The 24750-nt window shown below is 66.6% G+C and carries 27 protein-coding genes; 7 read left to right on the forward strand and 20 right to left on the reverse strand.

What is annotated here, in order from left to right; translation table 11 throughout:
- Positions 1 to 53: 53 nt before the first annotated feature.
- The 9 genes from LGT36_RS12325 to LGT36_RS14190 form a co-directional block, all read right to left on the reverse strand.
- Complete coding sequence (locus LGT36_RS12325) at positions 54 to 2228, reverse strand: MMPL family transporter (RefSeq protein ID WP_226097329.1); 2175 nt, start codon at positions 2226 to 2228, stop codon at positions 54 to 56.
- Positions 2229 to 2489: 261 nt separating this feature from the next.
- Positions 2490 to 3170, reverse strand: coding sequence for a DUF4386 domain-containing protein (locus LGT36_RS12330; protein ID WP_226097328.1), 681 nt, complete (start codon positions 3168 to 3170; stop codon positions 2490 to 2492).
- Between the two features lie 140 nt (positions 3171 to 3310).
- On the reverse strand, positions 3311 to 3556 hold the full coding sequence (locus LGT36_RS12335) for a helix-turn-helix transcriptional regulator (RefSeq protein ID WP_226097327.1): 246 nt from the start codon (positions 3554 to 3556) through the stop codon (positions 3311 to 3313).
- Between the two features lies 1 nt (position 3557).
- Complete coding sequence (locus LGT36_RS12340; protein WP_226097326.1) at positions 3558 to 4052, reverse strand: hypothetical protein; 495 nt, start codon at positions 4050 to 4052, stop codon at positions 3558 to 3560.
- Entirely contained in the window at positions 4049 to 4543 is a 495-nt protein-coding gene (locus LGT36_RS12345) for a hypothetical protein (RefSeq protein ID WP_226097325.1), read from the reverse strand. Before LGT36_RS12345 ends, LGT36_RS12340 begins: the two co-directional genes overlap by 4 nt.
- A gap of 397 nt (positions 4544 to 4940) precedes the next feature.
- Positions 4941 to 5546 carry an ATP-binding cassette domain-containing protein gene (locus LGT36_RS12350; RefSeq protein ID WP_226097324.1) on the reverse strand — a complete coding sequence of 202 codons (606 nt, stop codon included), beginning with the start codon at positions 5544 to 5546 and terminating at the stop codon, positions 4941 to 4943.
- Positions 5543 to 6337, reverse strand: coding sequence for an ABC transporter permease (locus LGT36_RS12355; protein ID WP_226097323.1), 795 nt, complete (start codon positions 6335 to 6337; stop codon positions 5543 to 5545). The genes LGT36_RS12350 and LGT36_RS12355 overlap by 4 nt, the downstream gene beginning before the upstream one ends.
- The gene (locus tag LGT36_RS12360) at positions 6315 to 7358 is read right to left on the reverse strand and encodes an ABC transporter substrate-binding protein (RefSeq protein ID WP_226097322.1); all 1044 of its coding nucleotides are present in this window, start codon (positions 7356 to 7358) and stop codon (positions 6315 to 6317) included. The genes LGT36_RS12355 and LGT36_RS12360 overlap by 23 nt, the downstream gene beginning before the upstream one ends.
- Positions 7359 to 7372: 14 nt before the next feature.
- The gene (locus tag LGT36_RS14190) at positions 7373 to 10549 is read right to left on the reverse strand and encodes an NAD(P)-binding protein (RefSeq protein ID WP_304515551.1); all 3177 of its coding nucleotides are present in this window, start codon (positions 10547 to 10549) and stop codon (positions 7373 to 7375) included.
- 252 nt (positions 10550 to 10801) lie between these two features.
- Between LGT36_RS14190 and LGT36_RS12380 the strand changes: the two genes are divergently transcribed.
- On the forward strand, positions 10802 to 11683 hold the full coding sequence (locus tag LGT36_RS12380) for a helix-turn-helix domain-containing GNAT family N-acetyltransferase (RefSeq protein WP_226097321.1): 882 nt from the start codon (positions 10802 to 10804) through the stop codon (positions 11681 to 11683).
- A gap of 15 nt (positions 11684 to 11698) precedes the next feature.
- On the opposite strand, the gene LGT36_RS12385 is transcribed toward LGT36_RS12380, so the two are convergent.
- Together LGT36_RS12385 and LGT36_RS12390 are read right to left on the reverse strand one after the other, a co-directional pair.
- Positions 11699 to 12112 (reverse strand): DUF1801 domain-containing protein, encoded by a 414-nt coding sequence (locus tag LGT36_RS12385; protein WP_226097320.1) that lies wholly within the window; start codon positions 12110 to 12112, stop codon positions 11699 to 11701.
- A 9-nt stretch (positions 12113 to 12121) separates the two neighbouring features.
- Positions 12122 to 12733, reverse strand: coding sequence for a GNAT family N-acetyltransferase (locus LGT36_RS12390; protein WP_226097319.1), 612 nt, complete (start codon positions 12731 to 12733; stop codon positions 12122 to 12124).
- A 183-nt stretch (positions 12734 to 12916) separates the two neighbouring features.
- Here LGT36_RS12390 and LGT36_RS12395 point away from each other — a divergent pair, with 183 nt between their 5' ends.
- Positions 12917 to 14530 (forward strand): ABC-F family ATP-binding cassette domain-containing protein, encoded by a 1614-nt coding sequence (locus LGT36_RS12395; protein ID WP_248642086.1) that lies wholly within the window; start codon positions 12917 to 12919, stop codon positions 14528 to 14530.
- 4 nt (positions 14531 to 14534) lie between these two features.
- Here LGT36_RS12395 and LGT36_RS12400 read toward each other — a convergent pair whose 3' ends face one another.
- Positions 14535 to 15590, reverse strand: a complete 1056-nt coding sequence (locus LGT36_RS12400; protein WP_226094681.1) for an aldo/keto reductase — start codon at positions 15588 to 15590, stop codon at positions 14535 to 14537.
- A 101-nt stretch (positions 15591 to 15691) separates the two neighbouring features.
- Between LGT36_RS12400 and LGT36_RS12405 the strand changes: the two genes are divergently transcribed.
- Complete coding sequence (locus LGT36_RS12405) at positions 15692 to 16495, forward strand: HAD family hydrolase (protein WP_226094680.1); 804 nt, start codon at positions 15692 to 15694, stop codon at positions 16493 to 16495.
- Between the two features lie 32 nt (positions 16496 to 16527).
- Positions 16528 to 16938 (forward strand): MerR family transcriptional regulator, encoded by a 411-nt coding sequence (locus LGT36_RS12410; RefSeq protein ID WP_226094679.1) that lies wholly within the window; start codon positions 16528 to 16530, stop codon positions 16936 to 16938.
- 79 nt (positions 16939 to 17017) lie between these two features.
- Here the strand turns inward: LGT36_RS12410 and LGT36_RS12415 are convergent, their stop codons facing one another.
- The 4 genes from LGT36_RS12415 to LGT36_RS12430 form a co-directional block, all read right to left on the reverse strand.
- Positions 17018 to 18046: a hypothetical protein gene (locus tag LGT36_RS12415; RefSeq protein WP_248642088.1), complete on the reverse strand. Its 1029-nt coding sequence runs from the start codon at positions 18044 to 18046 to the stop codon at positions 17018 to 17020.
- 4 nt (positions 18047 to 18050) lie between these two features.
- A complete protein-coding gene (locus tag LGT36_RS12420; protein WP_226264444.1) occupies positions 18051 to 18671 on the reverse strand; it encodes a hypothetical protein in 621 nt (206 codons plus the stop codon).
- Positions 18672 to 18765: 94 nt separating this feature from the next.
- Positions 18766 to 19119, reverse strand: coding sequence for a nuclear transport factor 2 family protein (locus tag LGT36_RS12425; protein ID WP_226094669.1), 354 nt, complete (start codon positions 19117 to 19119; stop codon positions 18766 to 18768).
- A 76-nt stretch (positions 19120 to 19195) separates the two neighbouring features.
- Positions 19196 to 19468, reverse strand: a complete 273-nt coding sequence (locus LGT36_RS12430; RefSeq protein ID WP_226094670.1) for a hypothetical protein — start codon at positions 19466 to 19468, stop codon at positions 19196 to 19198.
- Between the two features lie 86 nt (positions 19469 to 19554).
- Between LGT36_RS12430 and LGT36_RS12435 the strand changes: the two genes are divergently transcribed.
- Complete coding sequence (locus LGT36_RS12435) at positions 19555 to 19977, forward strand: hypothetical protein (RefSeq protein WP_226094671.1); 423 nt, start codon at positions 19555 to 19557, stop codon at positions 19975 to 19977.
- A gap of 13 nt (positions 19978 to 19990) precedes the next feature.
- Here the strand turns inward: LGT36_RS12435 and LGT36_RS12440 are convergent, their stop codons facing one another.
- The 4 genes from LGT36_RS12440 to LGT36_RS12455 all read right to left on the reverse strand — a co-directional run bounded on the left by LGT36_RS12440 (position 19991) and on the right by LGT36_RS12455 (position 23814).
- Positions 19991 to 21109, reverse strand: coding sequence for a winged helix DNA-binding domain-containing protein (locus tag LGT36_RS12440; RefSeq protein WP_226094793.1), 1119 nt, complete (start codon positions 21107 to 21109; stop codon positions 19991 to 19993).
- A 101-nt stretch (positions 21110 to 21210) separates the two neighbouring features.
- Positions 21211 to 22137 carry an NAD-dependent epimerase/dehydratase family protein gene (locus tag LGT36_RS12445; protein ID WP_226094794.1) on the reverse strand — a complete coding sequence of 309 codons (927 nt, stop codon included), beginning with the start codon at positions 22135 to 22137 and terminating at the stop codon, positions 21211 to 21213.
- Positions 22138 to 22251: 114 nt separating this feature from the next.
- Positions 22252 to 22842 carry a TetR/AcrR family transcriptional regulator gene (locus LGT36_RS12450; RefSeq protein ID WP_226094795.1) on the reverse strand — a complete coding sequence of 197 codons (591 nt, stop codon included), beginning with the start codon at positions 22840 to 22842 and terminating at the stop codon, positions 22252 to 22254.
- 33 nt (positions 22843 to 22875) lie between these two features.
- Complete coding sequence (locus LGT36_RS12455) at positions 22876 to 23814, reverse strand: EamA family transporter (RefSeq protein ID WP_226264443.1); 939 nt, start codon at positions 23812 to 23814, stop codon at positions 22876 to 22878.
- A gap of 46 nt (positions 23815 to 23860) precedes the next feature.
- Between LGT36_RS12455 and LGT36_RS12460 the strand changes: the two genes are divergently transcribed.
- Together LGT36_RS12460 and LGT36_RS12465 are read left to right on the forward strand one after the other, a co-directional pair.
- Entirely contained in the window at positions 23861 to 24352 is a 492-nt protein-coding gene (locus tag LGT36_RS12460; protein ID WP_226095548.1) for a MarR family winged helix-turn-helix transcriptional regulator, read from the forward strand.
- Positions 24353 to 24405: 53 nt separating this feature from the next.
- Positions 24406 to 24747, forward strand: coding sequence for an ArsR family transcriptional regulator (locus tag LGT36_RS12465; protein WP_226095547.1), 342 nt, complete (start codon positions 24406 to 24408; stop codon positions 24745 to 24747).
- Positions 24748 to 24750 lie beyond the last annotated feature (3 nt).

Consider the following 24750-nt stretch of genomic DNA (forward strand, 5'->3'; position numbering starts at 1 on the left):
GGTGCCGCGCGCCGCCGACGCTGGGATCGGGCCGGCGGCGCGCCGATGGTGGGCTAGACGAGGGCTGGCTCGCGCTCGCCGTGGGGCTCCTCGAGCGCTGGCGCGGGGTGCTCGTGGTGCTGGACTCGCGGGAGCCATTCAAGCCACGACGGTAGGTACCAGTTCGCCTTGTCGAGCCACGTCATGGCGGCGGGCACCAGCAGGATGCGGATGATGGTGGCGTCCAGTAGCACGCCCACCGCGAGCCCGAATCCCCATTGTGAGAGCTCGGGGATGGACGCTGAGGCGAAGCCACCGAACACGCCGATCATGATGAGCGCCGCGCCCGTGATGAGCGGACCGGTCTTGGAGACGCCCTCGATCACGGCCGTGCGGGTATCGCCCGTCGCGTCGTACCGCTCCCGAATCCTGCTCAGCAGGAACACGTGGTAGTCCATAGAGAGCCCGAATACCAGGGCAAAGACCATCACTGGCATGTACGGAGAGATGCCGTCGACGGTGGGGAGGCCGAGCGCGTCTCCCCAGCCCCACTGGTACGTCGCGACGAGCGCTCCGAACGTAGCCGTGGTGCCGATCAGGTTCATCAGGATGGCCTTGAGGGGCACCACCACCGACCTGAACATGACGAGCAGGAGTACAAAGGTGATGCCGAGGATGAAGGCGACGGCCCACGGAGCGCGGCTCGCGATCAGCCCGTAGTTGTCGTACTCGGCAGCCCGTGCGCCTCCGACGAACGCCTCGGCTTCTGTGCCGTCGAGGTGCAGGGGGATCAACTGATCCCGCAGTCGCTCGATCGCCTCGCCGGAGGCAGGGTTGGCTACATCGAAGGTGTCGTGAGTGTCGATGAAGGTGGCGCCGTCGCGCGCATCGACGGTGGTTCCTGCGAAGCCGGGATCGGCCTCGATGTCGGCCGCGAGCGACGCGATCTGCGCATCGGAAGCGCCCGTAATGGCCACCGTGGTGGCGGCGTCGGTGAAGCCGAAGTCCTCGGTGTAGACCACGTTGGCCTTGTTGAGCACAAAGTCGTCCGGCCAGGAATCAGGGGTGGGCATCGCGAACTGGAGCGACAACACCGGGGCCGCGACGATGCCGAGAGTCACGAGTCCAGCCGCGGCCGCGGAGCCTGGTCGGCGGGCAACCCAGGTGGCAAGCCTGGTCCAACCCTTTGACGTCTCGCCGGGGTGGCGCATCGGCAAACGCCAGGCGTTCACGCGATGCCCAAGGAGCCGCAGCACGGCCGGCAGCAAGAACAGGGCAATCGAGACGGCGGACAGGGCCACGGCGATGATCGCGATGCCGATGCCGAGGAATGTGTTCTGGGGCAGCAACATGAGGCCGCCGATCGACGCGACGACGGTCAGGCCGGAGGTCAGGACTGCGCGGTTTGCCGTGGAGCCAGTGATGGTGACGGCGTCGAGCACGCTGTGGCCCTTGGCGAGTTCCTCCCTGAAACGCTGCACCGTCAGCAGCGAATAGTCGATGCCAAGCGCGAGACCCATCATTCCCACAAAGATGGTGAGGCTGTCGGAGACCTCCGTTCCCGACGAGGCGAGCACCCTCGATGCGATCGCGCCAAGGCCCAAGGCGATCACCATCGAGCCGAGCGCCACCAGCAGGGGCAACCCTGCGGCGACCACGGCGCCGAAGACGAACACGAGCACCACCAGCGCGACCGCAATGCCGATGCCCTCGCCGCGCGCCAGGTCCTTGTTCGCCAGGTCGTTGAGGGCGAGCTGGGTGGACTCTGGGCCGGAGACGAAGGCGTCGACGGTCTCGGTACCTGCGGCGTCGGCCGCATCGACGACCTCGCGCAAGGTCTCGAGGTCGGCCTCGACGGTGAAGTCAACAATCGCCGAGCGGTCGGTAGGGGCGACGACGGCGTCGGCAACCGACACGTCGGCTACCCCGTCGATGTCATTCATGGCGGCTACGGCGTCGGCGAGGACCGCATCGAAATCAGCAGAGCCGGCCGTGGCCGTGTGGGACGTGACGATGAGTTGCTCCGCGAAGCGGTCGGCGTCGCCGTCGCCCACGCGATGCTGCTGGTCGAGCTCGTCGGCGCGATCGGCCTCGGTGGTCACCAGGTTGATCTGGGCCGGGGTCACATACGAGTCGATCGAGCCGGCTGCGGCTCCTGCCGCGACCATCGCGAGGATCCAGCCCGCGACGGTGAGCCATGGCCTGGTCGCGGCCGTTCGGGCGAGACGCCCTGTCAAGGAGACATTCATGTTGGTGCCTTTCGTGTCTCGCGGGGCGGGAGCCTCCGCGTTTTTGGGTGTGCTGAGTAGAGGTGGGGTGTGCTGAGGGTGGCGGGGGGTGAGGGTGGTGGGGGTGACGCGCCGACCGCGCCGACCGCGCCGACCGCGCCGACGCTACGAACCGTGATGGGCGTCGACTCGCCGAACAGAGCCTTGGTTCAGGCCCGGCCCCCGGCGTGTCCGGGAGAGTTTTGGTTCGTAGCGTCGCGAACTAGGGCTGAGGGGTGAGGGTCACATTGAAGGTGCCGGGCGGATGCCCTTGACCAGCAGGTAGCCGATCATCCAGAACTCGCCCACGGTGGCGGGGAAGGCGAGGCCTTCTGTCACAGCGCTGGGGGCGTCGGCGATGCCGTAGGCGGCCAGACCGCTCAGGACGTAGCCGACGCCGCCGACCACCAGGATCCATCCCATGACTCGCGGGAACCTGCCCGAGGTGAGCGCCACCCAGCCCATCGGGATCAGCCACAGCCCGAAGAAGAGGTTGCCCATGCCCCACGAGCTCGCGGAGAGCTCGTACAGGAGTCCGACCGTGCCTGCCGCGTCTCCGCCGGGTGCGAGGTGTGGGTCAGCGGCGACCGCGTTGGCGGTGGCCATGAACGCACCCGACGCCATGATGGCGACGGCATTGACCATGCCGAACGTGGCGGTGGCGTAGGCGGCGGTGGGGTTGAGGGGCCGGAATAGCTTGAAGAAGAACACGGCCGCTAGGGCTTGCGTGACGACGATGCTCATCTCGAGGAGTACCAGTAGGTGCGCCTGTGCGGCATGGTCGGTGAGGTTGGCGAGGGTGGCCGCAGGGCTATCGGCATCGGTGACCTGGGGGCGCAGCACCAGGAACCCGAGCATGCCGGTGATGGCGAGCCCCAGGTACCAGGCGCCTGCAGCGCGAGCGGTCTTGATGGTGTCAGTCATGAGTTTCTCCTGAGAAGTGAAGCGTTTTTGGGTGAGCGAGGAGGAGGTCTCGTGCCTCTCGGCTCGCTGGTGAGGTCGTTGGTTCGGCGGGGGCTGGCGGCTGGTGGCCGGATTGCGGGCCTATTGGCGGCCGTTAGCCCCTAGAGGGAAGGCTGATTGTCGGTGCCTCCCGTCTCGTAGGAGAAGACGTCGTCAAGAGGGCGACTGAACACCCTCGCGATCTCAAAGGCCATCTCGAGCGAAGGGGAGTACTTGCCTTGCTCGATCGCGATGACGGTCTGGCGAGTCACCTTGAGCCGGTCCGCCAGGTCGGCCTGCGTCATCTCTCCGCACTCGAAACGGAGCGCCCTGATGCGGTTGGACACCTTGGTGGGTTTGGGGGCCATGTCAGAAGCCCCTGCGGTATGCGGCGATCTTGGTGAGCGTCTCGACGTACGCACCGACGGTGCCCGCGAGGAACACGAGGTTGCCGATCCAGAACAGGTCGGCGCCGATCATGGCCAAGACGAGCACGCCGAACATGGCTGCGCCACTGGTGGCAGCCGCGCGGCGATCTCCGAGACGCTTGATGTCCTTGTCGCGCAGGTCACCCTCAAGCTGGCCCTCGGGGTTGATACCGCGCGCCGCGAGACCGACGGCTCCGCCGATCGCGCCGACAATCGAGCCGACGATGGTCCCGACAATCGAGAAACCGAGCGTCCAGAGCATCGGCGTGATCCACGAGACGTCCTCGATGGGCTGGGTGATGGCGCGCGGAATGACGATGGCGAAGTACGTGACCGACGTGATGGTGACCACCACGAGGTAGACCCAGACGGAGCGTTCCTCTGCGGTCATCACGACGGGATCGTCGTCACCCGGTGCGCGCAGTTCGTGGCTCATCGGTCCAATCCTTCCGTGTAGGCCGCGAGCGTTGTCCCCGACTGCGTGAGCGACCCAAGGAAGCTGCCGACGAAGAGAACGTGTACTGCCCAGAAGGCATCGGCGCCGAGCGCGAGCATGATCATGGTGACAAGGGCCGCCAGGCTGGTCAGGCCACCGCCTGCGGACTCCGACCGGCGCATGATCTCCGCATCGCGCTCGTCGGCGATGATTTGTCCGCGCAGGCGCCACCGCTCCAGGCCGTAGAACACGGCGTAGAGCGCCCCGCCGACGCCCACCATGAGCAGCATCGGGCCTTGCCACGCCACCTTGGTGACCGAGACGTCGTCCGTGAGCGCGCGGGTGACGACGACGATCGAGTAGGCGGCGAAGGCTGCCACGCCGAGGATCATGCCCAGAAGTTGGTGCCGGTGTTCGAAGCCCATGGCCGCGGATTCCTTCTCGTTGCTGGCGGCAGCGGTGACGGCTGCCGTGTCAAACTTTGTTGACATGCTCAAGGTAAGGCAGGTTTGACATCATGTCAAGAATTATTTACATGAGGGTGTCGGGGGCGTGTGGTGCCGGGGCTGTCCGGCGTGGGGGCTGTCTGCCGTGCTGCGCCCTCGCCCCGCCGCCGTGCTCGCCGCGCCACGCCACGCCGCGCCACGCCACGCCCCGCCACGCCACGCCCCGCCACGCCGCGCCACGCCACGCCCCGCCACGCCACGCCACGCCACGCCACGCCCCGGACAGTACGAACCGTAGCGGTGCACGACACGCCGGTCCCGACGTCGAGTGGGCGGCGATTCTCGGCGTGTCACGGTCAGAACGGTTCAGAGTGTCGGGGTTGCGGGCGGGGGCGCGGCTCCAGGCTTGCCAGCGCGCCCGGCTGGGGGGTGGCCGCGCGATCTAGAGGCCGAGCCCGGGGCTGTGGCGTAGTCGCACCACGCGTGCGCCAAGCAGTTCGGCTTCCACGGGGTCATGCGTGATCAGCACCGCGGTCCGCCCTGCCAGGCGCTCGCGCACATAGTCCATGACGGCGGGCTTGGTGTCGGCATCGAGGCCAGTGAAGGGCTCGTCGAGCACGACCAGGTCGGCGCCAACGGCAAGCGCCCGCGCGATCGCGACCCTCCGGCGCTGGCCGCCCGAGAGTTCGCGCACGGGCTTGGACAGGTCAGCCTGCTCGAGCCCGACCAGCCCCAGTTCGGCCTCCGCGGTGCCGCGCTGCGAGCGCTCTAGCACCAGCCTCACATTCGCGACGGCATCGAGGTGCCCGCACAGCCTGTCCTCTTGGAACGCCGCCGCGCGCCGCAAGCCGTCGAGCCCGGAAATGCTCCCCACGTCGGGCGTCTCAAGCCCTAGCAGCAGCCGGGCGAGGGTGGTCTTGCCGACTCCGTTCGGGCCCGTCAGTGCCGTCACGGACCCCGCCTCAAGGACGAGGCCGACGCCATCGAGCACCGTGTGGCTTCCGTAGCGCTTGGTGACGGAACGCAGCGTGATCGGTTCGCCGCTCATGCCGGGCTCCGTTCGAGGCGACCGGGGACGCGCCGCAACAGGCGCAACACGGCGGCCTCGCACGCCATGCTGAGCACCACGATCACGAGGGTCCACGCAAAGAGGTCTTCCGAACTGAGGAACAACTTGGCCTGGTATAACTGCTCGCCGATGCTGCCGTCTGCCACGCCGATCACCTCGGCCGCGACGCCACTCTTCCAAGCAAGGCCGACGCCGATGCGGCAGGCAGCGGCGAAGAACGGGAGCACGGCCGGCACGTCGATAGCGCCAAACCTGCGGACGAAGGGCACGCGAAACACGCGTGCCGTCTCGAGCAGCGACCGGTCCCTGTGCCTGATGCCTTCGAGCACGTTCGCGTACATCACGGGCAGCACCATCAGGAAGGCGACGATCGCCGAGAGTTTGCTGGTGTCCGTCCACAACAACAGCAAGATGATGAAGCTCACCACCGGCGCGCTGCGAATCGTGGCGATGAGCGGCGACACCAACACGTCGACCAACCGGGAGGCGACGGCCAGCGCAGCGAGCAGCGCCCCCACTACCGCCGCCGCAACAAAGCCGATCGCGATCCTGGCGAGCGACCAGCCAACGGTGGCCCAGAAGTCGGCCGTGAATGCGAGCTCGCCGAGCCGCGTCACCACCGACCAGGGCGAGGCGAGCAGGAACTCCTTGTTGACGCTGAGCGCTGCGATCTGCCACACGGCCACCCAGAACAGGGCGGCCAGCACTGGACGTCCCGCGCGCTTGGCGCGCGCGAGCGCCTCGCCGCTACCCGCCGTAGTAGAAGTCATCTCCAGGCATTGTTCCACCGACGGACTTGGGGTCGGCATCGAAGAGCACCTGCAGGTAGCCGCTGAGCGACGTCTTCATCTGGTCGCCAGCCACGAAGGTGATGTAGCAGAACGGAATGGCCTTCTCCGCAAGGGCGGGATCGGGGACGATGCCAGCGTCGACGATGAGCGGCGCGGCGTCGGCCGGGTTCGCGTTGACCCATTCGGTCGAGGCCTCGTAGTCGGCGAGGAACTGGGCAATGGCCTCGGGGTTCTCTTCGGCGAACGCGTTGCGCACCACGACGACGCCGTTGATGAGTTGCGAGTCTGGCGAGACGGCGGCCCACTCCTCGGTCAGGTCAAGAGCGACCCGCAGGTCGGGGCTCTTGGCCGAGGCAATCGTGACGAACGGCTGTGGCAGCACCCCGACCGAGCCAGGCGTGGTGGCCAGTTTGGCGACCACCTCGGTGTGCTCAGACAGGTACTCCACGGTCACGTCGACGCCTGGCGTAAGGCCCGCTTCGGTCAACAGGTAGTTGAGGACGTACTCGGGGGAGGCGCCCTTGCCGGTGCTGTAGATCGTCTTGCCGGCCAAGTCGCTCATGGACTGAACCGTCTCGCCCGATTCCACGATGTTGAGAACACCAAGGGTGTTCACCGCCATGACGGAGATCTGCGCGTCGGTGCCCTTTGTCTTGTTGTAGAGCACCGCCGCGAGGTTCGACGGCACGAGCGCGACGTCGACCCCACCTTGAGCGACCAAGGGGACAACCTCGTCGGGCGAGCCGTACATCGTGACCTGGTAGTCCTCCGCCGCCGTTCCCTCGGTGACCTCGTCCATGAGACCCACAAGCCCCATCGTCGTGGGGCCCTTCAGCGACGCGATCGTGATCGTGATTGGGTCAGGAGCAGGCGCCTCTACTTGAGCGACGCTGGTCGCGGTCGGTGAGGGCGACGGGTCTACGGCTGCGGTGCTGGAACCGCACGCCGCAAGCGTGCTCGCGACGAGGAGGGCGCCAAGGGTGGCGAGGGACGTTTTCATGAGGGTGGGACCTTTCAGGGCTTGGGGATGACGTCCGCGCGGAACGGTGCGTACGTGGTGTGCAGAAGGTCGTGTGCGAGGTGCGAGTTGGGCTCGCCGTAGAAGTCCTCGTACAGGCGCAGGATGTCGGGGTTCTTCTGCGAGTCCTTGAGCGCCATGTCCTCATCGATGTTGGACAGCACCATCGTCTTGATGCCCGTCTCGCCCTGGTGCTTGGGCTTCGGGTGGCCGGCGCCATTGATGCAACCGCCTGGACAGGCCATGATCTCGACCAAGTCGAAGCCCATGTCGTCGCCCGCGAGTAGGTTCTTGATGACAGCGTCGGCGTTGCCAAGCCCCGAGATGGCCGCGATCCGCAGCGTGCGGCCGGGAGCCTCGACGGTAGCGACCTTCACGCCTGGGTAGCCCTCGACAGGTTCGAAGTCGAGACGCGTACGGAGCTGTTCGCCAGTGAGCTTCTCGACAGCCATACGTGTGGCGGCCTCCGCCACGCCGCCGGACGAGCCGAACAGCACGCCAGCGCCGGAGACCTGCTTGTACGGGGCATCGAACTCCGCCGGCGTGATGTCTTCCTTCTCAAGGCGCAGCATCTGCACCATCTCGAGGAACTCGGTGGTGGTGAGCACGGCGTCGACGTCGCGGATGCCCTCCGGAGCGAACTCCGGGCGAGCGGCCTCGCTCTTCTTAGCCATGCACGGCACGATCGACACGGTGTACAACTCGTCGAGGCTGATGCCCTCGCTCTTGGCGAAGTGCGCCTTCACCGTCGATCCCATCATCTGCTGAGGCGACTTGCAGCTCGAGAGATGAGGGATGATCCCTGGGTAGCGGCGCTCGGCGTAGTTGACCCAACCGGGGCAGCAGGATGTGTAGAGCGGCATCGGTGCGCCGCCCTGGAGACGTCCGAACAGTTCGGTGGTCTCCTCCATGATCGTGAGGTCCGCGGCAAACACGAAGTCGAAGATCTTGTCGAAGCCGATCTTCCTCATCATGCCTGCGATGAATGGCGCGGCCTCTTCATGCGTGAGGCCATACTCCTTGGCTATGTGCGCGCGCACGGCGGGGGCGACGAAGCCCACGACCTTCTTGGAAGGGTCGTTGATCGCGGTGAACACGTCGCCGCGCTCGCGCTCGTAGTCGAGTGCGCCGGTGGGACATGCGCGCACGCACTGTCCACACGAGACGCAGTCGGTCATGTTGAGCGGCTCGCCCGTCGAGGTGCACACCGCCAGTTGTCCCTGACGGAACTGGAAGGCGAGCACGCCTGGGCCCATGATCTCGGAACATGCGGCGACGCACAGTCCACACGAGATGCACTTGTTCTGGTCGCGGATGATGAATTGGTGGTCGCGCACGATGGGAGTGCGTGGGCGGACGTGAATGGTGGGTTCGAACACCACCTGGTGAGAGGTGGCCTCCTTGCGCAGCGAGCAGCTGTTCTGTGCGGAGCAGCCACACGTGAGGCAACGGGCTGCCTCGGCTTGAGCCTGAGCGGCGGTGAGGCCAAGTTCGACCTCCGGGAAGCCGTCCAGCCTGTCCTCGACCTCGAGTTCCGCCATGACGGCGCGTGCGAGCGACGGGAAGTCCTCGAACTCGGCCTGCGGCAGGTCCTCAAGGGAACCGCGCGAGCACGAGTAGTCCTCGTGGCTTGGCTTGATGTAGCCCTTGGTGACGAACTCGCTGATGGCCTCTGCTGCGCGACGCCCCGCACCAATGGCCGCGACGACGGTCGAGGGACCAGTCACGCAGTCGCCGCCCGAGAAGATCTTGGGCTCGGACGTCTGCATCGAGTAGCCGTCGATGTCGATGTCGCCCCACTTGTTCAGGCGAACGGGAAGGTCGTTGTAGAGGAAGCCGGTGTCGGTGTTCTGGCCGATGGCGCCGATGATGGTGTTGGCTTCGATCACGAAGTTGGAGCCTTCGACGGGCACGGGACGACGACGGCCTGAGCGGTCTGGCTCGCCCAGTTCCATGCGCATGCAGTGCAGCGCCTTGATGCCGTTCTCGGCGTGAGTGATGCGCTGGGGCGCGGCGAGGAACACCATCTCGACGCCTTCGCGAAGCGCTTCGTGGACCTCGATCGCCTGGGCGGGCATCTCTTCTTGAGTACGGCGGTAGACGAGCTTGACTTCCTTGGCGCCCTTGCGAAGGGCGGCGCGCGCACAGTCGATGGCTGTGTTGCCGCCACCGATGACGATGACGGTGTCGCCGACCGGGGCGTCGTTGCCCTTGGTGACGTGACGCAAGTAGTCGATGCCGAGCTCGACGCCTTCGGTGTTGTCACCGTCGATGCCGAGTGGCGTGGCGCGCCACGAACCGATTGCGAGGTAGACGGCGTCGAAGTCGCGCTTGAGGTCCTCGAGCTGCAAGTGCGTGCCGAGGCCCCTGTTGCACACGATGTTGACGCCCAGCGCCTCGATGAGCGCGATCTCCTTGTCGAGCGTCGCCTTGGGCAGGCGGTACTCCGGGATGCCGTAGCGCATCATGCCGCCTGGCTCCGGCTGGTTTTCGAACACGGTCACGCCGTGGCCGGCGATGGCCAAGTAGTTGGCGGCGCTCAGTCCGGAGGGGCCAGCGCCGACGATGGCGATGCGCTTCCCGGTGTGCTCGGCAACGCGCGGGCGCCACGGGTCCTTGCGAGCCATGTCCCAGTCGGCGGCGAAGCGCTTGACGGCGTTGATGGCGACCGGGTCGTCTACCAGGTTGCGGCGGCACTCGTCTTCACAGGGGTGAGGGCACACGCGGCCGCACGCCGACGGGAAGGGGTTGCGGTCCTTGATGACGCGGATCGCGGCCTCGAAGTTGCCGTCTGCGACGTGCTGGAGGTAGGTCTGGATGTCGATGTTCGCGGGGCAGGTCTGCACGCAGGGTGCGACGCAGTCGGCGTTGTGATCGCACAGCAACTGCTCGAGGCGCACCTTGCGGTAGGCCTCCAAGCGGTCGGTGTGAGTCTTGACGACCATGCCTGGCACGACGGGAGTGATGCACGCCTTCACGTCGCGAGGGGACTCGTCCCCCATCTCCACGACGCACAGTCCGCAGCTGCCGTTGGCGCGCTTGAGGCGCACGTCATTGCACAGCGAGGGAATCTCGATGCCCTCGTTACCCAGGGCCTGCAGGATGTTGAGTCCCGCCTCGACCTCGATCTCACGGTCATTGACCGTGACGGTCACGCGCTCTGGTTGTGCCATGTCGCCCACGATGTCCTCCGACTACGTTGTCAGTGAATTGGCGCGACCGATGGTCGCGGGACGTGCTGCCGTCGGTCATGGGGTGACCGGGTGCGTTCTTTGCACCAGTTCCCACGCTAGAAGGCGGCGACGCGGGATTGTAGGGACCTGTGTCCCTGGGACCCCGGGACCAGAGGGTCCCGGGCGCAAAGGAGCGGTGCTAACGAAGAAGAACTGTGGCGCAAGACAAGATAGTTGACTAAAGTCAACGGTATGCCAGAGCGCCACGTCCAGACCTTTCGTCAGTTTCAGCGGGTGGTGACCCGCGAGGTGGGCGCGCTCCAGGATGACTTCCTGGGCCGCGGCCGACCTTACGGGGCGTCCCGTTTGCTGTGGGAGATGGGCGACGGGCCGGTCGAGGTTGCTTCGCTGCGAGAGCGGCTTGGCCTCGATGCCGGCTACGCCTCGCGGCTCTTGCGCCTGCTCGAAGGCGAGGGGCTTGTCGAGGTGCGGCCCAGCCCCGACGACGCCAGGGCCAAGGTCGCCTCCCGGACCGCCGCCGGCGCGGCAGAGGTGGCAACGCTCGATCGCCTGAGCGACGATGCCGCCGAGGAGGTGCTGGGCGGCTTCACCGACGACGAGTTGGCCGAGATTGACTCCGCCGCCCGCACCCTGACGCGCGCGCTCACCAAGAGGCACCTCTCCATCGAGACGGTCGACCCCGAGTCGCGAGACGCGCGGTGGTGCGTCGGCCAGTTCTTCGCCGAGATCGACGCCCTCTTTGACACGGGCTACGACCCCGCCAAGGCGGTCGCAGTGGGAGCGGCGGATCTGACGCCGCCACATGGCGCATTCCTCGTGGCGCGGCTGCACGGTCAGCCCGTCGGTTGCGGAGGAGTCAAGCTCCCGCCGGGTCAGCCGGCCTTTCTGAAGCGCATGTGGGTCGCCCCTTCGGCGCGCGGCCTTGGCGTGGCAGGCCTCATGCTCGACCGGCTTGAGGCCCTTGCCGTTGCGGCCGGGACGACGGCGGTGACGCTCGACACCAACTCCCGGTTGACCGCCGCAGGTCAGTTGTATGCGTCACGCGGGTACAGGCAAGTGCCCGATTTCAATGGAGAGCCCCACGCCGACCGGTGGTACCGCAAGGAGCTCTAGGGGAACGGCGGCAGCTCAGGACTCGTAGAGCTTTGGCCTTTCAAAGCCTCGCTTGACCAGGGCCCGCAACACGGCGTCGTCAATGGCGTCGAGCTTCTTGACGTAGACACATCCAGCGCCGACGGTGTGAGGGCCGAGGTCGGCCAGCATGGCTTGAGCACGTTCGTCGTCTTGAAGGCCGTAGAGCGAGAGTGCGCTCTTGCGGGGCGAGAAACCCACGCGGAAGAACTCGCCCTTTCGCCCGCTCGGATAGCGGTATTGGTAGGCGCCGTAGCCGATCATGCTGGGGCCCCACATCACGGGAGCGGCGCCAGTGACCTCGGTCATGAGAGCCAACAGGCGCTCGCCCTCAAGCCTGCGTTTGGCCGGCTCGACTGAGGCGAGGAATTCGGCAGGGACTTGGTCAGTCGGCGCAGTGACATTGGCCATGCAGAAATGCTACGACGTACCGCCCCCCAATATGGTGTGTCGGGCGAACGTCACGTTCTTCTCGTCCTCGCCGACGGCGACGAACCCCACCTTCGGATAGAAGGCCTGCGCCTGCTCATTCGCGCGCGGAGCGACCAGGTGGACGCCGTCGACGCCCTGCTCGGCGAGCTGCGCCATCAGGGTGTCCATCAGCCGCCTGCCCCAGCCGGCTCCCTGAAGCTCGGGAAGCAAATCGATGTGGAGGTGTGCGGGGTACTCCGCGACCGCGTCGGACAAGCAACGCTCGGGGTCCGCAGCCGCGGGAAGCAGCCAACCGTCATCTGCGGTCTTGGCGACGTGGCGCTCGCCGCGCTCCGGCCACCACTGCGTGCTGAACCACCGCTGGAACTCTTCGGTGTCGGCGGCCGCCACGACGTAACCCAACACCTTGCCTCCCACGTCCACCACCCAGGCACTGCAGGAGGGGCCGTGCAGGTATGGCGAGGCGTAGACGTCGGCGAGCACCGTGTCGTCGCCAAAACGCCCGGCGGCATCGCCACCGTCGGCGCCCGTCAGGAGGCAGACCCTTGCCATCTGCTGCTCGTCGGCTGGAGTGGCGGGGCGAATGCGTGGCGTGGTCATAAGCCCAGGTTACGGCGCGCGCGTCGCTGTGTCAGTGACCTTTTCCGCGCGACGTGCCTCGACGCGTGCGCGCGGCCCGGTTACAGTGATCTGACCACGACCAAGGAGAAACCGATGAAGCACTAGGGATGCCAGCTCTGTCTGGCCACGGCGACCACCGCTCCAGACGTCAAGGAATCCCTCATGCCATCGACCCTTTCTTCCTCCCACCTGTCGTTCTCCTGGCCAGACGGCCGCACCGTCTTTCGCGACCTTTCCTTCTCCCTGCCTCACGGGCTGTCGGGGATCGTCGGCCGCAACGGCATCGGCAAGACGACCCTTGCGCGACTCGTCACGGCCGACCTCGAGCCCTCTTCCGGTTCCGTGACCCGTCCCGAACGCCTTGCGTACGTGCCGCAGCACGTGGCGCTCGCGGTGGACGACGCCGTGGCCGACGTGCTCGGCATCGGCGCCACGGTGCGGGCCCTGCGCGCGATCGAGTCGGGTTCAACCGAACCCGCCGACTACGACGCCGTCGCCGACGACTGGCTGGTCGAGGAGCGCGCCCACGCGACGTTGGACGCGCTTGGCCTTGGCCATCTCGGCCTGGACAGGCGGGTGGGCCAGGTGAGCGGGGGCGAGGCGACGCTGCTTGCCGTGGGCGCTGCCCTCTTGTCGGACGCCGTCGTGTTGCTGCTCGACGAGCCGACCAACAACCTTGACGCCGACGCGAGGGAGAGGCTGATCGCGGCGCTCACCCAGCGCCGTGGAGCCGTTGCGGTGATCACGCACGACCGCTCGGTGCTCGACAGGGTCGACCGCATTGGCGAACTGCGTGAGAAGGCGGATGGCACCACAGAGTTGCGCTGGTTCGGGGGCGCGCTCGCGGCCTTCGAAGAGGCGGTGGCCGCGGAGCGTGAGGCTGCTCGGCAGGCCGTGGCCGGGGCCGTGGCGCACGCGGCGCGTGAGCACCGCGACCTACGGGCGCGCATCGAATCGGCTGGTAAGCGTCGCCAGCAGGCGGCATCGGCCAGGACGAATGCCAAGGTGACGCGCGCGGGCGTGAAGGTCAAGACGGATCAGGCGGCGCGCACGGAGGCCAGGGTGCGCAAGGTGCATGAGGACCGACTCGAATCTGCCACGGCAGCGCTCGTGGACGCCCGCTCCGCCATCGAGCGCGACAGGTCGATCCGCATCGAGTTGCCGCTGACCGCCGTGCCTTCGCGGCGCGTCGTCTTCAGGGCGAGGGGTCTGGCCACCCGGATGGGACCGTGCGGGGATCTCGACATCGTGGGACCTGAGCGCATCGTGATCGCGGGTGCGAACGGATCAGGCAAGACGACGCTGATCGAGACGGTCTTGGGTATGCGCACGCCCGCGGCTGGCGAGGTGAACGTGGCGGTGCCAGCCGGTTACTTGCCGCAGCGGCTGACGCTGCTGGATGACGCGATGAGCGTCGTTGACAACGTGGCACGGTACGCGCCAGACGCTCCGCCTCAAGAGGTGCGCGACCAGTTGGGAAAGTTCCAGTTCAGAGGGGCCGCGGCCGACGCGGTGGCGGGGACTTTGTCAGGCGGCGAGAGGTTCCGCGCGGCGCTCGCTTGCGTGCTGCTTGCACGTCCGGCGCCGCAGTTGTTGGTGTTGGACGAGCCGACGAACAACCTCGACTTCGCATCCCAGGAGCACCTGGAGCAGGCGCTCGAGGGGTACGGCGGTGCGCTGCTGGTGGTGAGTCACGACCCCGCGTTCGTCGAGTCCGTCGCCCCCACCAGGAGGTGGACGTTGGGCGACGGACTCGACGACGCGCCGTTGCAGTGACGCGTTACGCGCCAGCGGCCTCCAGCACGGACAGGTGGTCGGCGGTCAACGTCACGTCGAGCGCCTCGATGCACTCGAGGTACTGGTCAAAGGTGCGTGCACCAATGAGTGGCAGCGCCCGCGGGGAGTCCTGAGCCAGCATCCACGCGAGCACCACTTGGTTGCCCGTCGCTCCCGTCGCCCTGGCCACGTCGTCGACGGCGGCGAGCCTGGCATCGGCGTCGGCACCGCGGTAGTTGTCCATCGCCCAGAAGTCGTCCGCTCGCTTGGCGGGGTCCGAGTACACGCCCTTGAGCACCGGCGAGTAGGCGACCAGCTGGAGGTCGTCGTAGGTGCGCAAGTAATCCAGTTGCTCGTCGCCGGGGATCGACAGGTTCTCCACTCCCGCGCGCTTGCGCAGGTAGCTGTGCTGTTGCTGGAGCGCAGCAGGCTGGGGCCAGCCGTTGGCCTCGGCCACCGCCCTGATCTGCGCTAGCCGCCACGTCGACACATTGGACCATCCGTATGCCCCGATGCGGCCGTCGGCGACGAACGACGCGAAGGTGCCCACCGCGTCGGCGAGGGGGGTGCGGCGATCGTCGACGTGGTTGTAGTAGAGGTCGACGCTGTCGACGCCGAGCCGGTCGAGAGAAGCCGCGAGCGAGCTCTCCAACACGTCAGGCGCTGCGCCGACGAACTTGGTGCGGGCGACGGTCCAGTCGGGGGTGCCATCGGGGTTCCACACGCCGTCAAGGTCGGTGAGCGTCGCCGTGCCCTTGGTGGCGAGGTAGGTCGCTTCCCTGGTGCCGGCGTCGGCGAACCACCTGCCTAGCAGGGCCTCGCTGTGGCCGCCCATGTCACCTTTGACCTCCCACCAGCAATAGCAGTTGGCCGTGTCGATCATGCCGCGCGCGGGGCTGCCGTCAGGCGCGGTGTAGCGGGGGGTGACCTCGGTGATGAAATGGTCAAGGATGCGCCGCGACTCATCCTCTGGAGTGCGGGTGCCCATGATCATGGCACCCAGCGCGATGGGGGTCAGGTAGGTGTCTGTGGTTCCGAATCGGAATGCTTGAGTAGTCATGTTGCCGACGCTAAAACTTGGAGCGCGCTCGAAGTCAAGGGCGAAGTTGTCACGTCTTGAGTCCCGGTCGCCGGGTGGGCGCGGCACGTACCCTTGCTGACGTGAAACTTGTGGGTACCGACATCGACGGCACGATCCTTCCTCCCTCTGGCGAGTTCTCCGAGCGCACCAGGGCCGCGCTCGCGGCGCTCGAACCGGCGGGCATTCCTTTGGTCCTCGTCACGGCGCGGCCGCCTCGCTGGGTGGACGCGATCGCGGCCTCCCTTGGCGTGACGGGACTCGCGGTGTGCGGAAACGGTGCGGTCGTGTACGACATGGGCGAGCGCAGGATCGTGGATGCCGAGGGAGTGCCCACCGAGCACCTCTTGGCGATTGCCGAACGCTTGCGCGCGGCACTGCCCGGCGTCGTGTTCGCCGTCGAGTCGCCTAGCGGCTTCTCACGCGAGCCCGGCTTCCCGCTGAGCGAGCACAACCTCGCGCCGCACCCCGTCGCCCCGTTTCATGAGCTGCCCGCCGTGCAGGACGGCACAGTTTTCAAGGTGCTCGCATTGCTGACTGACGGCGATGCCGACGACATGCTCGCCGCGGCCCTGCCGCTGTGCGACGGCTTGCTAGAGGCTTCGCACAGCGCGAGTGTTGCCCCTTTGATTGAGCTCGCGCCGCTGGGAATCACCAAGGCCTCCGGACTCGCGCGCCAGGCGGAGCGGTTCGGGGTCGCTGCTGCCGATGTGGTCGCCTTTGGCGATGCCCCGAACGACATCCCGATGCTCGCCTGGGCTGGATCGTCCTACGCCGTTGCCAACGCCCACGCCGACGTTCTCGCGGCGGCGCAGCACCGCACGGCGGCGGTGGGAGACGATGGGGTGGCGCAGGTTCTCGAGCGGCTGCTCGCCGCTACCTCTTGACTTCGAGTGCACTCGAAGTCCTACCGTGAGGCATGACCGGTTACACGATTGACCAGGCGGCCGAGCGCATGGGGCTGTCGAAGCACACCCTTCGCTACTACGAGCGGGAGGGATTGCTGCCCCCGATCGAGAAGGCCGCCAACGGGCATCGGCGCTACACGGACGACGACCTTGGCTGGGTCAAGTTCCTGCAGTTGCTGCGCGGCACGGGGATGCCGATTCGCGAGATGAAGGACTTTGTCGCGCTCACGTGGGCAGGGGATCACACCGTGGCTGATCGGGTCGAGGTGCTGATGAGGTATCGCGTGGAACTGCGGGATCGCATGGCGCGCGACAAGGAGCACATGGCTTTCCTCGATCACAAGATCGGTGTCTACACCGACATGCTGGCCGCCAGGGAGGCGACGCCCGAGGACGTGACGGGGCGCACCGTCGGCGCCTAGCGACTCTTAGGCGGCCGTCGGGGCACCGACACCTAAAGGCAACTGGGAATCCCTTCCGCTGCGGCCACGCTTGAGGCCTCTATAAGCTGGGCTTGCGTTCGGGGTCTGTCCAGCGTTTCTCGGCGTCGCGGGTGGTCAGGTAGTCGTCGATTTTGTTGTCGGGGATTTGGTAGTTGAGGATGCCGTCTCCGTCGGGGTCGAACACGGTCTTCTGGTTCCCACCACCTTGGGTGCCGTTGACACAGTTGCCGTCGAGGTCGCAATCGACCCGGTGGGTGTGGGGGTTGTACACGTGCACCGTGGTGGCACCGGATGTGGTGGTCGCGGTGCCTGGTGCGTCCCTCCAGGTGGCGCCACCGTTGGTGGTGAACTCACCTCGCCACGTGGTGGTGAGCGTGAAGGTGGTGCGGTGTTCAGGTGTGCGGGGGAACGTGAACGGTTCACCCCCGTCCGCATAAGGCTTGCCAGGGTCGGTGGAGGTCCACACCGTGCCGTCAGTGTTGGTCCACGTATACAGAGTGGGCACGGCCCGAATCGTCACAGGGGTGCCCAGCAAGGTGACGTCCATCGTCCGCGGGTTCGTATCCACGATCAGGTTCACACCGAGCTCAGCGACCGCGTACCCGCCCTCGGGTTGCACGTCGTAGGTGTTCGGCGCGATCGGCATACTCGCCCACGCCTGCTCCGCGAGCGATAGGAGGATGTCCTCTGCACACTGATAGCCGCTTGCAACTTCCCATGGCGCGTACGTCCCGTCATCACGGAGTCGACTCACCAGCCACGGGGCTAGGGTCGCCGAACCGTCATCGCAGGTGGTCGGATTGGGGATTTCGCCGGTCGCACAGGTGGGCATGCCCGCACCATCTGTCGTGACTCTCATGGACGAGAGATCACCGATGAGAATCATCCAGTCGACGCATAACGGGTGCCGCACCCACCGGTCTCCAGAGCCGGAACTTGAGGCCGGAGCGCCTTGTGAAGCCGCCTCCCGGGAGTCATATGCATCGATGTGAGCAGGTTGATCCTCGTCGTCGATGGTGCTGGCTCCAACAGCGGGAAGAATCAAGCGGAACACGAGCAGGCTTGCAACCACGCGACGGGATCGCATTTGGCTAAGCATCTTCATCGAAGTCGAAGTCGACCTCGTCAATGACCCAGTGTCCGTCGGCGTACTCAAGTCGCAACTTCACCAAGCCTGACTCAGGTTCTGCAGAGTCGAGGATCTCGCCACTTGGCCCGTAGGTCACGGATTCGGACACCGAGAACGCCTCTGTCACATAGGTGTACCCATCTTCGCGAAGCCCTCCCTGGGCCAGTGGCCAAGAGAAGTCAAACTCACTGCCGACTGAATACGCTTGGGCGGCCCGAGTCTCGTCCATGTTGTCGAGCGCGTTGTTGCAGAATCCGCAGTTCTCTCCTGCCAATAGAGAGAAGAGCTCGCCGCTAGAGCCATCCTTGGCGAATAGCTCGGGGTACAGATTCAAGAAGAATCTTGCGAACTGGGTCGCGGAGAAGAAGTCCTCGCCCCGCGCGTTTTCGGGGATCTGCTCGAGCAGTTCCTCTTCAGGAGTCACGCTTGGCGTCGGACTTGGCGACGAGACAGGCTCGGCAGTCACGGGGGCCGTTGGAGTGGTCGTCACGATCGCCCCTGGATCGTTCGAACACGATGACAGAACAGCAGCCGCGCCCCCCACGAGGACAGCGACCGCTGCAACACGCAGCAGTCGAGTCATGCCCGAGACCATATCGGGCAAATCACCCCCGCGGTACCCCAAGACTGGGGTCTGTGGAGAACGCGGTGCCCTCGATTGCCCGCGTATCGGACGGCTACATCTGCGCGAGCTCCGTCTGTTGATGGACCACCATCTGCCAGGCACCCGATGCGTGCGAGTACACCGACGTGACCATGGCGCGGTACGGCTGGCCGTCGCGTTCAGCGTCGGCGCGGTACGAGATCGTTGCGGCAGCGTCGCCCAAGACGTGAACCTGGATGTCGTTGAAGTCGAAGCTGCTCCACGGTTCTGCCGACGCCAATCCTGCCTTGGTGGCCTCCTTGTCGAGGTGGCCGAAGGAGAAGACGCATAGGCCGTCGTCCGCCATGTGCGCGTCGTAGAAGTCAGTACTACCTGAGGCTCCCCAGAAGCCGCGTTCCAGTTCGAGAAGGTCGTCAATCAACGCCATGGGTGCGCTCCTTCCGTCCTTTCCACCCTAGGCAGGGTTCTGCCCGACTTCCAGTGGTGAGGGTGAACCCGAGTGCTCAGTCGAGTCCCGCTCCGCGATGACTGTGGCTAGCCCTCAACTCGAGGCCATAGGTGGTGCGCAACTGTTCAAGGGTGGCGAGCGTGGCTGGGTCGGAAATCGCAGTCTTGCCCTCGATGCCATGCAAGACCAAGCCCTCGACGAGGCTCGACAGAGACATCTCCTTGTAGTCAGCGAAGGCGCGGAGCACCTTGAGCAGCGTGCGGTCGAGCCGCAGGCCCGTCTGGACAGGGTCGCGGTCAGGAAGGGAAGCGGGGGGTACATCGCTCATGCCCTGATGGTACCAATGTACCGAAATCGCGCGGGAATGGTACCGTGGTACCAACACACCGCCCCAGCATCACGAAGGAGCACACCATGGCCCAACGGGTCACGCGAACCGCCAGTTTTGACCTCAGCCTCGATCCAGACCGCGCCATCGAGCTCTTCACCGCGGAGGGCGAACGGAGTTGGATTCCCGGTTGGGAGCCCGAGTATCCCGAGGATCGCGCCATTCACGACGCGGTCGGCACCGTGTTCATTCGCCGGGATCCCGCGGGGGATCAGACCTTCGTGGTGATTGCGAACGAGCCGCTACTGCGCCGCTACACGCGCCACACCGAGGGCTTCACCACCGGGATCATCGAGGTGAGCTGCGAACCGTTTGGGAGTGGCACCCGTGTGACGGTCACCTTCGATATGACAGCGCTCTCGGCCGAAGGCGCGGCATGGCTCGATGAACTCGACGCCGATTACGAAGGCACGTTGAGGCAGTGGCGCGACTGGATCGAGCCCGAGTAAAGGTGGGGCCGCTCTACGAGTCGGCCCATCGCACCTCGAGCGGCAACTCGACGTAGTGCGCGTACTCCTGGGCGGCGTCGGCAATGCGCGCTTGGGCGGCGGGATTCAGGGCGGCCAGTGGCGTGACCTCGATGCGCACCGAGCGCGTCATCACGGTGCGCGACCATAGCGCGACGACGCGGCCGTCGTCGATGACGGTCGGCTTGAAGACGCCGTTGTTGCCAGGCACCACCGCTCCGTGGTGGGCCGGATTGATCGCCCGCTCGTCTTGCGAGTAGCCCAGCATGAACTCGTCGAAGCCTGGCAACAGCCGCGTGGGCGCGACGTCGGGCGGGTCCAAGACTGCGGCCGAGACCCATGCAGGTCCGGCGTCGGTGATCGCCTCGACGATGCCTTCATCGGACGACACCGCCGCAGCAAGGCCCGCACGACAATCGCGCAGGCCGAGCCCCGTCCAGCGAGACATCTCGCGGTCGGTCACCGGGCCATGCCCGCGCACATAGGCGGCGGCCACGAGCGCGAGCGCCTCATCACGCGCAGGGGCCCGATGCTCTGGCGCCCACGTGTCGAGATCAACGAAGGTCTGTTCCTTGCCTTGCGGCGGCCCGCCAGCCAGATACCCCAGTTGCGAAGCGAACCAGAGCAAGTGATAGCCGCGCTGGTTCTCTGGCGCGATACCGGCGTCGTCAAGCGCCGCGAGGCAGGCTTTGCGAGTCACGGGACCGTCGGCGTCGGCAACCAGAGCGGCCAGCACGTCGACCGCCTGGTGCGCCACGTTCTCCGGAAGCCCGAGGAACTCTCGCCGCTTTGCGGCGCCGGCGAGGGCCTTGCCTCCCATGAGCTCGAGCATCCACTTGGCGTCGCGCGAGGGAATGAGGTGCAAGGTTCCGCGCATGGGCCAGGTGCGCACCACATCGTGGCCGCGGAGCTCCGTTGCGGTGACCTTCTCGGTGTCGCCCGTGCGCAGCCCGAGCGACCACGCGACGCCAGGGGCGTCTTGAGCCTGCATGGCGAGAAAGTGCTCGACGACTCCCAGCGCCGTGCGTGCGGGATCGGCGGCTGCGTCGATCAAGAGCGAAGCGAGACGGGCGCGGTCCACGTCCGCGCGGGACAGCGAGAGCGGGGTTGCCATACGTCAACGTTACGGTGTGGGTGCGACGGTGGGCGTGGCGTCCGTCAGCGTCGGTGCGTTGGCGCGCCGGAGACGTCGCCGAGTAGCGCCACCAGCGTGAATCAGTCCTTGACGGCCTCGGCCATCTGGACCACCGCGTCGTCCCACGAGGTGGCGCCAAAGCCAAAGGCCTGCTCAAACTCGGCCGACGACACGATGAAGGGCTCGTCAAACTCGTACATCATCTCTTCGCTCTCGCGCAGGAGCGGCATGAAGATTCCGAGTCCGCGCAGCGTGATGCCGCGCAAGGCGCTGACCTTCGGTTCGCCGCGCTGGCCGAGAGCTTCCCACAGCCTCGCGACCATCTCTGCTTGAGTGATGGGCGTCATCACGGGGGTGATCCACGCGCGTCCCCAGCCGTGCTCGGAGGTGCCGATGGCGGCCATCGCGAGCGCGGCGTCGGGTGCGTAAGAGAAGGAGTGCGGCTGGTCGGTGCGCCCCAGGACCCGCGCGGGCCTGCCCCTGCTGATCTGGCCCAAGACGAGGTTGCGGAACAGCTTGTAGTCTGCGCCAACGTAGTTGGAGGGGCGGGTGAGGGCCACCTGGACGCGGCCATGTGCGTGCGCCGCGAGTGCCTCGTCGGCCATGGCGATGCGGACCTTGCCCTTACGGGTGGTCGCCTCGCGCGGGCTTGAGTCGGTGATGGTGTTGCCGAGCGGCTTGCTGTAGCCATAGAGGTTGTCGGCGAGCACGACGCGGGCGCCCACGCGGGCCGCCGCCGCCAGGATCGAGCGTTGCAGCTCCGGGAATTCCTCTTCCCAGCGGTTGTAGGCGGGCTGGGTGACTTGGTAGACGACGTCGGCCCCCGTCAGCGCCGACGCTGCGGAGGCGGGGTCGGACAAGTTGGCACGGCTGAGCGGGATCGCGGGGTGCAGGGAGCCTCTCTTGCCAGAGCGGTTGACGGCGCGCACCTTGCGGCCTTGGGCCGCAAGGTTGTGGGCAAGAGCAGCGCCGACGGCGCCGGTGCCGAGGACGACATGGCTGGGCATGGATTTCCTTCCCGCAAGAAACGGTGTGGGCTAGATCAAGAGGGGTGATCGCTGGTGGGGGCGGTGCTGCGTAAGGGGCGGTGCTGCGAAAGGGGTGGGGCCGCGCAATGGGGGCTAGGCGAGGGTCGCGATCACCGCCTCCATCAGGCCGTCTGCGCGGGCACGCACAGACTGGGGATCGAGGCCGCTGATGGAATCCGGCATGGCGATGGCGAGGGAGACCACTCCGTGGAGTACGGCCCACAGCCGATGCGCGGCCTCCCTGGGGTCGCCTGGCGACAGCTGGCCGGCGTCTTGGCACGCCTGGACGACGCGCACGAGGCTGGCGAAGGACTCGGGGTCGCGAGCGGCGTCTGGTCCGAGCGCCCATTGATGGGGGCGAATCATCATGACGTCGTAGTGCACTGGGCGGCTTAGCGCGAAGTCGACGTACACGCCGCCGAGTTGTCGCAGACCATCGAGTGGCGTCTCGGCGCCCCGCATGGTGGCCTCGATGCGCGCGCCGAACTCAGCGAAGCCAGCCTCGCAGGCCGCATGGACGAGCGCGTTCTTGGAGTCGAAGTGGCGGTAGAGCGCGGTGGCAGACACGCCGACGTCTTTGGCGATCTGGCGCATGGAGACGCCGTCGATGCCTTCCTTCGCAAACGTCGCGGTGGCCGCCTCCAAGATGGAGGCTCTCGCGTCGCCGTCGACAAAGGGGGTCACAAGACCGACCATAGTTAACGGCGTAAACCCGAGTCAAGGTCGGCGGTGTGACAGACCCTCAGCCGCGTGCTGCCGGCGCGCGATCACCAGCGCGGGCTCGCCGCCTGGTTGCTTCGAGATGGGTTTCGCCGTGACGCCCACCACCGCGACGGCACCGAGCGCGAGTACTCCACCGGCCACTTGGAGCGCGGTGAGCGACTGCCCGAGCGCGATCCAGCCAATGGCGGCGGCGCTCACGGACGCGAGCAGCGACAAGAAGGTCACCACCGAGGCCTCGAGTTTGCCAAGGCCCCTGAACCACAGGGAGTACGCGATGACGGTGCCGACGATGCCGAGCCACAGGTAGCCCGCAACGTTCGTGAGGGTCATTGGCGCGTCTGGCAAGCCCTCGATGGCAGCGATGGGCAGCAAGAAGATGCCTCCGGCGGTGAGCTGCCACGCCGTCATGGTGAGCGGAGGGACGGCGGGTCCCCACGCCTTGGTGAGCGCGACGCCGGCGGCCATGAGCATTGCGCCACCGATCGCGGCGGCCACGCCCACACCATCGAGTCTGGCCGCCGGGGTGAGGACAAGAAGCGCGACACCGGCCACGCCGGCGACGCCTGCCGCGACCTTGACTCCCGTCGCGCGCTCTCCCAGCCACAGGTGCGCCACCATGACGACGATCAGGGGCTGGATCGCGCCGACGGTGGCGGCGACTCCGCCTGGCAGGCGGTACGCGCCGATGAACAGGAGCGGGAAGAAGGCGCCGACGTTGAGCGTGCCGAGCACCGCAGCCTTCCACCACCATGCGCCGCGGGGAAGGGTGCGCGTCACGGCGAGCAGGATGAGCCCAGCGGGCAGCGCGCGGAGCAGTGCGGTGAGCATGGGCGCGCCCGCGGGCAGGTACTGGGACGTGGTGATGTACGTGGTGCCCCAGACGATGGGGGCGATCGCGGTCGCGGCGATCAGCACTGGACGATTGCTAAGCACTTAGTGATAATAACTCACCGCTTAGCAAATGGCTAGGGTGGGGTACATGGCTGATCACGTGGATCTCATTGTCGAGCAATGGCGGTTGGTGCGCCCTGACCTTGACCCCTCGCCGATCGCTGTCTTTGGCAGGCTGTCGCGACTGAGCCGCGCCGCAGAGGCGCGCATGAACGAGAACTTCGCGCATCACGACATGGACAGGTCTGCCTTCGACGTGTTGGTCACGCTGAGGCGCAATGGTGAGCCGTATCGCCTCACGTCCCGCGAGCTTCAGTCGGCTGCGATGGTGTCATCCGCGGCGGTCGCCCAGCGCCTCAACCGCCTGGAGGAGCGCGGCTGGGTGCGTCGCTCCACCAATGCGGACGACGCCAGGGTCACGGACGTTGTTCTGACCGAGGAGGGCTTTGTTGCCGTCGAGCGGGCGATGCCCGACCACGTGGCCGCCGAGGCCGCCATGCTCGCGAGCCTCACGCCGGCCGAACGTGAGGAACTGGCGCGGCTGCTTGCGCGAGTCCTGCAGGACGTCGGCGCCGGGTAACGCCGAGCGACACCTCTTGACACCGCGACCACGGCGTCGTAACGTACAACCAAATGGTTGTAGAAACTGAACTCACCGACGACGAGGTCGACCGCATCTTTCGGGCCCTCGCCGACGCGACGCGCCGCGACATTGTGCGCCGCACCCTCACCTCACAAGCCACCATCTCCGAGCTTGCCGAGGACTACGCGATGTCTTTCGCGGCCGTGCAAAAGCACGTGGCCGTGTTGGAGAAAGCCGACCTCATCACCAAGCGCACTCAAGGCCGTTCAACCCTGGTCACCGCGAACCCCATCGCGATCGCGAGAGCCAAGAGCCTGCTCGACAACTACGAACAGTTGTGGCGTTCGCGCATCGACAGGCTCGACACCCTGCTCGCCAAGGACTCCCCCTAAGCC

This window comes from Demequina sp. TMPB413 (assembly GCF_020447105.2).
GTDB lineage: Bacteria > Actinomycetota > Actinomycetes > Actinomycetales > Demequinaceae > Demequina.

Coding starts and splice junctions, on each gene's coding strand:
- LGT36_RS12325 (WP_226097329.1), bottom strand. CDS start 2,228: ATGAATGTCTCCTTGACAGGGCGTCTCGCCCGAACGGCCGCGACCAGG.
- LGT36_RS12330 (WP_226097328.1), bottom strand. CDS start 3,170: ATGACTGACACCATCAAGACCGCTCGCGCTGCAGGCGCCTGGTACCTG.
- LGT36_RS12335 (WP_226097327.1), bottom strand. CDS start 3,556: ATGGCCCCCAAACCCACCAAGGTGTCCAACCGCATCAGGGCGCTCCGT.
- LGT36_RS12340 (WP_226097326.1), bottom strand. CDS start 4,052: ATGAGCCACGAACTGCGCGCACCGGGTGACGACGATCCCGTCGTGATG.
- LGT36_RS12345 (WP_226097325.1), bottom strand. CDS start 4,543: ATGTCAACAAAGTTTGACACGGCAGCCGTCACCGCTGCCGCCAGCAAC.
- LGT36_RS12350 (WP_226097324.1), bottom strand. CDS start 5,546: ATGAGCGGCGAACCGATCACGCTGCGTTCCGTCACCAAGCGCTACGGA.
- LGT36_RS12355 (WP_226097323.1), bottom strand. CDS start 6,337: ATGACTTCTACTACGGCGGGTAGCGGCGAGGCGCTCGCGCGCGCCAAG.
- LGT36_RS12360 (WP_226097322.1), bottom strand. CDS start 7,358: ATGAAAACGTCCCTCGCCACCCTTGGCGCCCTCCTCGTCGCGAGCACG.
- LGT36_RS14190 (WP_304515551.1), bottom strand. CDS start 10,549: ATGGCACAACCAGAGCGCGTGACCGTCACGGTCAATGACCGTGAGATC.
- LGT36_RS12380 (WP_226097321.1), top strand. CDS start 10,802: ATGCCAGAGCGCCACGTCCAGACCTTTCGTCAGTTTCAGCGGGTGGTG.
- LGT36_RS12385 (WP_226097320.1), bottom strand. CDS start 12,112: ATGGCCAATGTCACTGCGCCGACTGACCAAGTCCCTGCCGAATTCCTC.
- LGT36_RS12390 (WP_226097319.1), bottom strand. CDS start 12,733: ATGACCACGCCACGCATTCGCCCCGCCACTCCAGCCGACGAGCAGCAG.
- LGT36_RS12395 (WP_248642086.1), top strand. CDS start 12,917: ATGCCATCGACCCTTTCTTCCTCCCACCTGTCGTTCTCCTGGCCAGAC.
- LGT36_RS12400 (WP_226094681.1), bottom strand. CDS start 15,590: ATGACTACTCAAGCATTCCGATTCGGAACCACAGACACCTACCTGACC.
- LGT36_RS12410 (WP_226094679.1), top strand. CDS start 16,528: ATGACCGGTTACACGATTGACCAGGCGGCCGAGCGCATGGGGCTGTCG.
- LGT36_RS12415 (WP_248642088.1), bottom strand. CDS start 18,046: ATGCGATCCCGTCGCGTGGTTGCAAGCCTGCTCGTGTTCCGCTTGATT.
- LGT36_RS12420 (WP_226264444.1), bottom strand. CDS start 18,671: ATGACTCGACTGCTGCGTGTTGCAGCGGTCGCTGTCCTCGTGGGGGGC.
- LGT36_RS12425 (WP_226094669.1), bottom strand. CDS start 19,119: ATGGCGTTGATTGACGACCTTCTCGAACTGGAACGCGGCTTCTGGGGA.
- LGT36_RS12430 (WP_226094670.1), bottom strand. CDS start 19,468: ATGAGCGATGTACCCCCCGCTTCCCTTCCTGACCGCGACCCTGTCCAG.
- LGT36_RS12435 (WP_226094671.1), top strand. CDS start 19,555: ATGGCCCAACGGGTCACGCGAACCGCCAGTTTTGACCTCAGCCTCGAT.
- LGT36_RS12440 (WP_226094793.1), bottom strand. CDS start 21,109: ATGGCAACCCCGCTCTCGCTGTCCCGCGCGGACGTGGACCGCGCCCGT.
- LGT36_RS12445 (WP_226094794.1), bottom strand. CDS start 22,137: ATGCCCAGCCATGTCGTCCTCGGCACCGGCGCCGTCGGCGCTGCTCTT.
- LGT36_RS12460 (WP_226095548.1), top strand. CDS start 23,861: ATGGCTGATCACGTGGATCTCATTGTCGAGCAATGGCGGTTGGTGCGC.
- LGT36_RS12465 (WP_226095547.1), top strand. CDS start 24,406: ATGGTTGTAGAAACTGAACTCACCGACGACGAGGTCGACCGCATCTTT.